The following is an 11,387-nucleotide window of genomic DNA, read 5'->3' as shown; positions in this document are numbered from 1 at the left end:
TAGCATGAGACAAAAGGGTGACCTGTCATGAACCGAAAAGCCGTACAAAAAGACGAGTCAACAGGCTGCACTCATAAGAGACATCGAGAAGTTTGCCAGGATAGAATCATGGAAACGTGGTGGTGCTCCGTTGAAAGTGTGGATACAACGAATCGAGAATGTAAGAATAAGAAGATTCGGGGTGAGCTACATGACACAGAAGTACGACAAGGAATTCAAACGTCATGCAGTTCAATGGGCTTTCGAGAGTAGGAAGCCGGCGAGCCTGGTAACTCGTGATCTGGGCATATCGCAAAAGAAGTTGTATGGATGGATGTCGAAATACAAGGAGGATCCTTCTACCCCGTTCGTCAGGAGCGGGAACCTTAAGACGGAAGCGAAGATTTTACGAGACCTGGAGCGGGTACACTCATCCATCGTCTATCTAACGCCAGTTGAATACGAAAGAAGATATTTCCACTCTGGAGTTTCTGCTATATTGACTTAATACCAAACTGTCCAACAGCGAATATGAAAAAGCGAAGGTGATGAACCCTCGCCAAGGCTGTCGAAAAATGAGCGCTATGAGTGATCTTTTTCGACAGTCTAAAATTTTTGCTTCAATTTTCAGTTCAAAGTAACGATATATCTTGATACTGTTTGCGAATTCTATTATTTGTTTCTTGTTCATTTGAGAAGCAAAAATAAGCCATTGTCCACCGTAATTGAAATACAATACGGTTTTGTTCGATTGTGAAAATACATGCATAATTTGTCTGGATTTTAATCGGTATTTTTGTCCCATTGGTAGATTTACAAATTTCAATGGAACGTGAGCTATTTCCTAGCAGCATGGTAGACTGGATAGTCAAACTACTGGCAAACTCGTCAATGCCAGTTCACTTATCCGTCACATCATCAACTTTGCTTCGTGTTTAATCCTTGGCTCTTGGTAAAGTTGTTAAAATCATCTCCGAAGTCCCATACGCTTTGTCCGTGTGGCCATAGCCAAGTATCAATCCTCGAAACAACTCACTCTGCCGCAATAAGTCGTGATCCGCATGATAACTGCTTACATGAACCGCCTCGTCAGATACTGAGTATCGTCGAAATACGGGAGCAGACAAAACTGCGGAATGTTGCACAAATGTCCATCCGGGCAAGGTGTCCGTTCCATTTACAGCACTGTGGATATGATTGTGTCCATTCAGATAAAGCCCCTCTGGGGACAGTTTGGCTAATTTTTGAAGCACTTCTCGACTGTTGTCAATGGACATCATCTCGTGGTCAGATCCCGCCGTAGTCTGTACAATGGGATGATGCCCGCAGACGATGGTGTATTGATTTTTGGAGCGGCTCATCTCATCTAACCAATCGAGTTGTTCTTCGTCTACCAAGCCGCCCCAGTTATCGTAGGATGATTCTTTTGTTGTATCCAGATATACAATGCGCAGATTCGGGAATTCATCCACTGCATAGCGAGGGCTGTCCGTCTGCCTTAAAACGTCCTCTTTCGATTGGCGAAGTGTGTCATGGTTCCCCAGAATGAAACGGAATTGGCGGTCGTATTGTTTGGATAATTCAGAGGTCGTTCTCAGGACAAAATCCCATTCTAGTGGGTGGCCCCAATGGGTGATATCTCCGAGAAGAATGTGTACATCCGCATCCAGAGTGAAAAATTCGCGAAACAGCTGTCGATAGTAGGCATCGCGTATGAAAGCATGCTCATTCGGAATTTCATTGCAATAATGCGCATCTCCCATGACAGCAAGGCGTATTGTACGGCTCATTTGGCTTCACCTCTTCTAATTCACATCGGTCTAATCAGTCCTTTTTTTCGCCTCAAAGCACGGCGCCGTCCGTTAGACAACTATTTTCTCTCAGGGAGAAAAGACGGCACAGTCTGCTATCAACAGAATTAGTTTCTCAGTGCACAAATTAGGTGCCCGTCGATATGGAAACTGTTAACGATGTTGTATTGTCATCCACCTCTCTCGAAGTTTCTTCGAGCGTCCGCCGCTTGGTTTCGGGCAGCAGTATCAATGTGAGGATTGCAGCAATAACAGCAAAGGTTGCTAAAAATCCAATTGCCACTGCTTCACCCCAGATTCGAAATAGAGCAGGGAAGACAAAGGCTGTTAAGGATGCCCCTAGTCGACCAGAAGCAACCGTAATTGCTTGAACAACGCTTCGAATCTTTGTTGGCGCCAACTCAACCCCGAGCATACCGGAAGCGGAGACAGAACCCGGTCCAGCTTGAGACATCAAGTTTTGTCCGCCATACAGCAACAAACCGATTAAAGGTACGGCAGTTGCCTCACCCTTCAACATACTAAACAAGCCTAAAGCGGCAGCCATACCGATAAACCCAAAAACTTGGAGTGGTTTCCGCCCCCAACGGTCAATCAGTAAAATGGCAACAATGGCCCCTGGAACGGTAAATGCAAGCTCCATAACCAGTTGAAAACTCCCGGCGGTCAGGCCAATCCCCTTCGCGATAAGCGAAGGACCAAAGAGAATTCCAGAATACGCGACAATGTCGAAGAGAAACCATAGCACGCACGCTGCAAAGATATTTTTACGGTTTTTAGCCCAATAGAATCTTGCTGCTTGTCGATCTTCTAACTTGTCTCGACTGACAACATTGTTCGCCACTACGCCAGTAACTTGCAAGATTACCTCTTGTAGCCCCGCAAAATCCCCTTTCATCCTCGCCAAGAACCGAGGAGTCTCTGGCAATTTTCGGCGTAAGTAAATGACCGAAGCTGCAGGCACCGCGCCAAAGCCTAAAACAATGCGCCAAATGAGCGCATTCGGCACATGAAACACCTGTAAAACCATGTATAGAATGGCGGCAAATGTAGCGCCAATTCCCCACGTCAGTCCAAATCCAATGGCGATACTTTTTCCACGATCTCGAGAATTCGCATTTTCACCCATAATTAAAGGAGATAGTACATAATCCGCACCAATCCCTATCCCTAAAATGAACCGCACGGCAATCAATTCGGGTACGTTGCTGACAAACGCTTGTGCCAAGGATGCTAAGGCAAGCACTAACACGTCAAGTCCATAAAATGTCTTTCGACCCTTGTTCGCGAGCAGTCCAAAGACAATCGCACCTAATGCAGCACCGATAAGAGCGCTACCCGCCAGCAGAGAGCTTTCAAGTCCAGTCAGACTTTTGACGTTAAAAGATAATAGTACCAAGGGTAGCACAATTCCGATAGAGGATAAGTCATAACCGTCCGTGAACACACCCATACCTGTCGTGAAAATGGACTTGAGATGAAACTTGTTGAACTTGGCCCGATCCAACCTTTCAAAGAGTCCCGTGCCATCCATCCGAATAATCCCCTCCCAATCTTCACAAAACTAAATCTCTGAATATGGAAGCCAAAGACATGCTCCTAATTCACGCACACAATACTGCCATTTCGTTAAACCGCCGTGAAGAAACCATGAAGGCAAGGTGAACGTTTGATAAAGAATCTGTAAACAGCGAAAATTGTGCAAACATAGAAGATTCTCTCGGTCAGCATAACGACCATGGACTACCTAGCCTGAATAGAAAACAGGCTAGGTAGTCCATGGTTTAAAAACGGATCGCAAAATAACCAGTGCTCAAAACAACTTTTCAAGTTCAAGCTTATTGTGGATGGGTATGTCTCAGTACCCCTTTTCAGGAAATGTCGATTTCAATTTCTGCGCTTCATCAATCGCATGATGAAAAGCCTCCATTGTGCTTTACCACCCCCGATTTCAAGTGCGTCAGATTTAGCCACGTTCTAGCGATAGCTCTTCCATCGGAATCTCCAAGCGAAGGCGTGACGATGGTCTCTTGTCTGCAGGCATGCGTTTTGCACCGAGAGCATCCCATTTAGCGTAGCGCCGTTGGCAGCAGAAACTTCAACTTCTTTTTCGTGGCAGACATGAACCGGTGGCTGACGCTGCTTTTGCTCGTGCCAGGGAACTCCCATTCCTCTCCGACCGACTCTGACCGTATGCAGGCTGTGAACCTTGAATTACTGATGTAGCAACTCTACACAGAAGTCTACCAAAAGGAAGGTATTCCACCCTCCCAGGCTGTTGAAACCTCATTCTTTATCCTTTTTTAGGATGATATGGTGTCCAAAACCGTTGAGATGGTATGATTTTCTGGAAATCGACTCGACCATACTGGTACGAGAAATCTACCTGTTATGAATGTGCTAAAAAACTCTAGAACAACACGCACAGCATTTCGTTTCAAAGGCATAAAGTACAAGAACAGAATTCTTAATATCCATGCTAAAAAACCAGTGATTGGTATACCGTATAACTCCATAATCCCTCGATCAATTCCTAAGAGCCGATGCCAAAATTACTTTGGGGGACATCGCCTCTAAACTACAAAATTCATCTCTTACCTGAACGATGGCCTTTAGAAATACGACTGTCCAATGCTAGTCTTATAAATATTCACTGGATACGGAAGCTTGCCCCGCTTGGGTCAACGTTTCTGGCCTGTTCTTCTTCAACCAAAGGGCTACGATGACTCCAGTCAAGACAAAGAGCGCTGTCAAATAAAGTACAAGATTGAGTGGCCAAGCCGGAATGGGATAGATGGTGGATACAAGTGGAATAAACATAACAATGGCCCCCAGTGCAGATGGGAGAGTCCCTACCAACCAACCCATGTGAAAATGATGCTGGTCTTTTTTCCATAATCGAATCCAGGCAATATTAATCAGGACATACAGCGAAAGTCCGAGAATGTCGGACGCTTCCACCAAATAGCTGAATCCAGCCGGATAAGGACTTTTAGCGAAGCTTACGACAAACAGTAAAAGGGTAGATACACCGGTTAACATAAGGGCGGCATGGTGCGGCGTTCCGAAACGCTGATGCAAATGAGAAAACCACCGGGGTATCACACCGTCACGGCCCATGGTAAATAACACACGCGCACTGGCGTTTGCACTCGCCAGCGAGATGCCAAGGGCAGAGATCATACCTGCGAAGTCAACTACGAGTGCCATCCATTGCCCTACAAAATGAATTGCTAACGAACTGAGGGGGAGTGTCGCATGCGCTAACCGACCTCCACCGTGGACCCCATATCCTATCGCGATCGCATAGGAAACAACGATATATAGCAATCCGCCTAAAATGAGAGCCGCAAATATCGCCGCAGGAATTGCTTTAAAACGATTTTTCGTTTCCTCAGCCACAGTCGCGGATGCCTCGAATCCTGCAAATGCCCCGACTCCATACAACATTCCGAAGATAATGCCTGTCCAAGATGAAGGCGACTGATATGGAGAGAAAACTGCCCATGTGTTCCCATTTGCTCCGCCTTGAACAATGATGGCTATAGCCAGTCCTAGAACAATAGCGGTTTCGACAATAATGAGGAACAGGTCTACTCTCGCCGAGGTGCGTATCCCACGTATCACCAGATACGTAACAGCCACGATGCCACATAGAGAGAATATCAGCCAACTAATCTGTTCCCCGAAGACTTGTTGGGTAAAACCCTGAGCAAAATAGCCAAATACGAGTAAATTGGACGGCAAAGCAAGCCCATAGGCCAATGCAAGCATCCATCCCGATAGAAAACCTAACACCTTGCCGAAAGCCAAGCTATTGAATGCATACGCTGCGCCAGCCGAGGCAAAGCGTCTGGCAAAGTGCAAAATCGATGCGGCGGTCAAAAATGAAGCCACCATAGCAAAGACAAACGCGAGAGGAACCGCACTTCCTGTAAACTGCGCCATGGCTTGAGGTAAAAACAGTACACTAGCGGCGGGAGCCATATTACCAAAGGAAATCGCTAAAGCTCCCCAAAAACTGATACTTCCCTCGCGTAACCCCAATTGGCGGATTCCTTCCGAAGATGAGCTGGTCACAGGCATGATCCTTTCTCTACAGGCGGCCAAGGCGTTTGATAATAAGCAACAAGCGTCCGCAGCCCCTGTTCTCTCTGGGATAGAGAAAAGTTCTCGTTTGCAGAGTGAATATTATCTGAGGGTAAGCCAAAACCCAGCAAAACCACCTGCGCCTGAAGGTGCTCAGAAAAATGAGCTAAAACTGGAATAGAGCCACCCATTTGAATGAATGTTGCTTCTTTGCCGAATCCATATGCTAAGGCTTGTAAGGCGTGTGCGTAGGCCGTATGGGAAACATCTGCCATCCATGCCCAGCATTGATCGAGTAGCTTTGTGTTTACTCGAACCGTCGAAGGAGCTTTACTCATTAAGTGCTTTTGAATGATATCAGCAATGTGAGCCGGATTTTGTCCTAACGCTAGACGTACCGTGACTGTAGCATGGGCGACACTTGGAATTATGGTACGGGGAGAGGAGCCAATATCTCCACCATACATGCGATTAACCTCCAGTGAAGGTCGTATCCATATTCTCTCCAGCGGAGTATACCCAGCTTCTCCGTATAATGCTGGAACTCCCAGTTGTTGTAGCAAAAGTTCTTCTGACGGAGACGTTTGTTGTATGATACTTCTGATCTCATTTGGGATTGATGCAATATCGTTGTAAAAACCATTAACCGCTATGCTTCCATCGACATTGTGCAAGCTGTGAATCATCGCTGATAAGGCATGTAGAGGATTTTCCACCAGTCCACCGTATCCACCTGAATGCAAATCCTGTGCAGGACCATGTACAGTTATTTCAATTCCGCATAGCCCGCGCGTACCAATGCACAGAGCAGGTTGGTTTTCAAACAAAAATGGAGTATCCGAAATGGCGACTACGTCCGCCTGCAAATCTAACGTATGTTCTCGTCCCTGCTCATCGATAATTTCCACAAATCGTGCTTCACGAACGCGGGATAGCAAAGCAAGAAGACCAGGACTTCCTATTTCCTCTTCGCCTTCGAACAAAAACTTGATATTAAAGGGTAATTCCCTACCCGTTTGTATGACGGCTTCCAGAGCTTGAAGATGTGTCAGCAGTTGCCCTTTGTCATCGCTAGCTCCTCGTGCGTACAAACAGTTGCCACGAATCTCCGGTGCAAAAGGCGGACTGCACCACTCCTCCAGTTTTCCCGGCGGCTGAACATCGTAATGTCCATAGATCAGTATCGTTGGCAAGTGTGAACCTTGATGTCTTTCTGCGTAGATAATCGGGGCAGCATCCTCAAACGTAATCCACCGCACCATCGGTATCCCTATTGAGTTTAAATAAGTCGATAAAAATTCAGCTGCTTCATACAAACCATTCCGCTCTTTACTATCCTTACTAAGGCTAGGTATTGATAAAAAATTAAACAAGTCCTGAAGCATCCTGTTCTGGTGTTTTTTTATATAAGCCTCAGCCTTTTCGTACGGCATGGTTTTCCCCTTTCTACTAGGATAAGCCGGATGTCCCTGCTATCTTCTGTAGACTTAACAATCAGTCTCTAACGACCTAGCATTGCGATTACTATATCACGATTCTTACGTCAAAGATCGATAGTGTTAGGCTGAAATAGTGGACAATATGATCGTTTTGCTGAATGGTCGTTTAGGTAGAGGCGAAAAAAAGAACGAGACCAGGGCAGCAAGCATATTCCATATACCGGTAATCGATGTTGTTCTCATCAGATGAACTTGTTTTAGCTTACGCAGACTTCTTGTGTTGTTCCATCTGGTTTACGGCTAGTGCTGATGCGAGTATCGCGATCGCGTTGATAAGCATGTGTGTCTTTACTTTGCGGATGTCTCGGACATGGACATCATTCGCCGTCAAATTCGTCTGAAACCTTGCGTTACAACGTTCTACAGCGGTTCGCTCATGCCAACACACACCCAATAATCCATGTCATAGCCCATCGAGCAACGCGACGTCCCATCCCGATGTTATTCCTTCAAGCGAAGCCACCAGAAGTGCAAGTAGAATCACTTCACGATGGATAGATCTCGTGCATTTGGGTTGACGGCTTTCTTAACTTCGAACATACGGTTGGAGTTCCAAACCCCCCAAAAACAGAAGCAGGCGATGGTTGAAGAAGATACATATGGGACTTCCCTCCTCGGAAATTTCTGATTTCGTCACTTGAAATCTTCTCGAAGATTGGGGTGAAGTGCTTTTTCATGCCTTCAAATTCCTTGTCTTATAAATCTTTATAATTCTGCAAAACACTCAAGTAAGAGAATGTTGAATTTTTCTTTCTCCTAAATTTGTCTACTAGATCATTTCATGCAAGCTATTTGTTTCGATACGTATATTTACCCTCTGATTGATCTCATGATATAAATCTTTTAAAAACTCTACTGAATTTCCTTGCAACCAACCTACCACAAGAAACATTTCTTCATCTTGACAATAAACATGTGTTCCATTTGGGTAAACTTGATGAATGTACACCACCCCCTGCTTGGTTCTGCACTCCTCCAATCCTTCTATGGATAACAGTACACCTTCTTGATTTGGATAAATTGTAAACATAGCGTATTTATTTTTCTGTTCGATCTTGGCGGGTATAGAGATTAAGGAACCTGTACATAGAAGAATTTCCCATTCAGAAACGTCCATTCCATAATAAGTTTTTAGACTTTGAGGTACTAACATCCCACCTATACGGGGATTTATTTCAATTATTCTAGGACCACTGTTTTTATCATATCTCATTTCAAGATGTACAAATGATTGATTTAATTTAATTTTATCAATCGCCGTCTCTGCATAATTTAAGAGCTCGTCGATTTGCTCATGATTTAATCTATCAGGCGGTGTGACTAAAAAATGTTCTAATACTTTGCTTCTCTCTTCTGTTAAAATAACTTTGTCATGGATAAGAAGTGGAACCACTTGATTTTGAAAGACTATCATTTCGATACTCACTTCAGGACCCTCCAAATATTTCTCCACTAAAAACATATTTCTAGGATCCATAAAAATTGAGCGATTACGTGGCAACTGGAAATTATGAGCAAAATTATATTGGCCAGGATTTCCTCCTTCTTCAATCCGACGACACATATATTGGTAATTTTCTACCAATTCACTTTTATTATCTGCTTTTAATATGAGATGTGATGCTGAGCCATTAACTGGTTTTAAAATCAACGGATAGCCAATGAAGTCCGCAGCTATGAGACAATCCGATAAACTTGTAACCAACGCATAGTCCTTGTCCTGTAAACCTATTTGATATAATTTTTCACGCATTAAATATTTATTAGAACATTCTATAATAGACGAATGATTTTTATTGGGCAATCCTAAATCATTTGCCAATAATGCTACAGTTGCTGCTATATACCCTTGTGAATGGCATAAGGAAGCCACATTGTGAACAGCGATTATCTCCCAATTTTTTTGCAATTTGTAGAGTATATTTAGCAAATTCTCATAGGAAAAATTATTTATTGGTATGATAACATCAAAATATGAATGCTTATCAACATGATATTCGCGACAAAATTTTTCGTATTCATATACCTCTACCACGCATATAGTATGGTAACCCATCCTATGTGCAGCATCTGCCCGGCTTAAGAGATTAAGTATTGAACCGACTTCAATAAAAACGATAGCTTTATTCATGACCAAGCATCCTCCATATCATCTCCATCTAAATAATGAGAAATGATATATCCTTGACTGTCTACTTCGTGATCAACAGGAAGAGAATTTTGTCCGGAAAATTGTAAAAAATCAGCTGCTTTATAGACTGTATGGTTACGAATCAAACGTTGATTTTCTCGAAAAACATAGTTTAGTTTTGAATCAATATTTAGACGATGCTTGCCAACAGGTGTTACATATACGTATTGAAAAGCAGTTGTTCCCGAAAATCGCGCTAAATCACGAAGAATATCAATCCCTTTTTGAACTGAGGTGCGAAAATGGTTTGCTCCAATGACTGGCATACAATGGAATACATAGTATGGAGAAATCTGATTGGCAATCATGAGATTAGATAATTCTTGAATAATTCTGGTTTCTGCGTTGACACCCTTTAGTAACACCACCTGGCCTTTAATACTGACTGAGTGTCTGTGAAAAATGCTTAAAGCTTCTATAACAGATGGAGTTAGTTCATCTGGATGATTTAATGAAAATCCAACAGATACACATCTCGACATTTTGGGATTCATTAAATGAAATCGTTGAAAACGAGCAATTCTCTCAATTCTGTTATCAGTAATACTTTCGGGAGTGAAAAGAATATTTCTGGTACCTATTCTAATATTTCGAATATGAGGAATAACTTCTATACGATTCAATAGTTCTTCAAGCATATCAAAATCCAAAAACGGGTCACCACCCGTGATAAGTACCGTATTTATGCGAGTATCTGTGGATATATAACGAATGGCTTGATCAATATCCGCCTCTGTCATTCTTTTCGCTTCTCCACCTAATGTGCGAGTTTTCTTAAAACAATAGCGACAATACGCGGCACATTCAAAATAAGGTGTTAAAACCACCCTATCTTCATAAATTCTTTCCATTCCATAAATTCCTTGATTATTTTTACCTGCTTCAAAAGGTTCACGCAGTCCACTAAAATCCAATTCATGAATACTAGGTAACATCTGTCTTGCGATAGCTTCGGATTGTTTAGCAAGTTTAGCAATTTCAGGGCTTAATTTGGTTCGAAATGATTGTCTTAATTCTGTTTTCCAAGATTCATTCTTTGGACTTTCAGTTTGATGACAATCATGTTTCAAGATGATTCCTCTTTTCTGAATTCATTTGATCAACTCAAAATTATCACTCCCAATCACGCACGTATATTGCTTTTTTGTAAATAAATCCATTACACAAAATAATAACTACACTAAAACTAAATTTGACCAATATAAGTATTAAAATTAAATTAAATAGAGTTTTTTATCACACAACTTCATATGGACTGAATATCCCGCAAACATCTTATGAATCAAGGCAAAATAAATCTAAAAATTAAAATATAAAAATCATAATCTCGATCACGTTTTGAGATACATGATACACTTCCCACTCATGCAACTTGGTTGAAAGAACGCGCAACCCGTGTCAACTCACGTAAAAATCTTACCGAAGAGAGATGGCTAACTCATTTAAAAATCTAACCCATTCCCGATTCCGTTGAAGTGGGAGGGGTGAATGGCCGTAGGCCAGAGGGGAGGAGCGAAGCGGCTTCCCCTTTTTTTGTGTCTGTGGAGCTTGTGGGCAACTTGAAGAGTTGTCCATCAAATCCACAGACCGAATGTTTTGGCCTCAATAGGAGTCCCGAGTGCCGTTTCGTTTGTCGTTGTCGATCCCCCTGGAAACCGGTGCGGGCAGCGGAGCAGGAGCAAGGTTCGCCCCGCCTAGTCCCTGTGCCAGCAGTGTCACCAGTTGTCGGTGTAGCTGTAGTGGATTGAGGGACTGTGCCCACTCACTCCAGTACTTTTGGCTGTTCGTTGGGATGGCACTAGCATCGAACGCCCGTTG

At 43.2% G+C, this 11,387-nt stretch carries 7 protein-coding genes; 1 reads left to right on the top strand and 6 read right to left on the bottom strand.

All coding sequences use genetic code 11. From position 1 onward, the window contains the following. Window positions 1–190: 190 nt before the first annotated feature. Window positions 191–487 (top strand): transposase, encoded by a 297-nt coding sequence (locus BUA75_RS16610; protein WP_423219880.1) that lies wholly within the window; start codon window positions 191–193, stop codon window positions 485–487. Window positions 488–914: 427 nt separating this feature from the next. Here the strand turns inward: BUA75_RS16610 and BUA75_RS13825 are convergent, their stop codons facing one another. The 6 genes from BUA75_RS13825 to BUA75_RS13800 all read right to left on the bottom strand — a co-directional run bounded on the left by BUA75_RS13825 (window position 915) and on the right by BUA75_RS13800 (window position 10,639). Further along, window positions 915–1,769: a metallophosphoesterase family protein gene (locus BUA75_RS13825; protein ID WP_072875187.1), complete on the bottom strand. Its 855-nt coding sequence runs from the start codon at window positions 1,767–1,769 to the stop codon at window positions 915–917. 148 nt (window positions 1,770–1,917) lie between these two features. After that, a complete protein-coding gene (locus BUA75_RS13820; protein WP_072875186.1) occupies window positions 1,918–3,324 on the bottom strand; it encodes an MFS transporter in 1,407 nt (468 codons plus the stop codon). A 1,106-nt stretch (window positions 3,325–4,430) separates the two neighbouring features. Beyond that, window positions 4,431–5,876, bottom strand: coding sequence for an APC family permease (locus tag BUA75_RS13815; protein WP_072875185.1), 1,446 nt, complete (start codon window positions 5,874–5,876; stop codon window positions 4,431–4,433). Beyond that, entirely contained in the window at window positions 5,867–7,312 is a 1,446-nt protein-coding gene (locus BUA75_RS13810; protein ID WP_072875184.1) for a dipeptidase, read from the bottom strand. The genes BUA75_RS13815 and BUA75_RS13810 overlap by 10 nt, the downstream gene beginning before the upstream one ends. An 835-nt stretch (window positions 7,313–8,147) precedes the next feature. Next, the gene (locus BUA75_RS13805) at window positions 8,148–9,509 is read right to left on the bottom strand and encodes an ATP-grasp domain-containing protein (RefSeq protein ID WP_072875183.1); all 1,362 of its coding nucleotides are present in this window, start codon (window positions 9,507–9,509) and stop codon (window positions 8,148–8,150) included. Continuing rightward, window positions 9,506–10,639: a KamA family radical SAM protein gene (locus BUA75_RS13800; protein WP_072875182.1), complete on the bottom strand. Its 1,134-nt coding sequence runs from the start codon at window positions 10,637–10,639 to the stop codon at window positions 9,506–9,508. The genes BUA75_RS13805 and BUA75_RS13800 overlap by 4 nt, the downstream gene beginning before the upstream one ends. Between the last annotated feature and the right edge of the window lie 748 nt (window positions 10,640–11,387).

It is taken from the genome of Alicyclobacillus tolerans (genome assembly GCF_900142255.1).
Lineage (GTDB): Bacteria > Bacillota > Bacilli > Alicyclobacillales > Alicyclobacillaceae > Alicyclobacillus_I > Alicyclobacillus_I tolerans.
The sequence above is the reverse complement of the archived record's forward strand: the minus strand, read 5'-3'. Positions and strand labels throughout refer to the sequence as shown.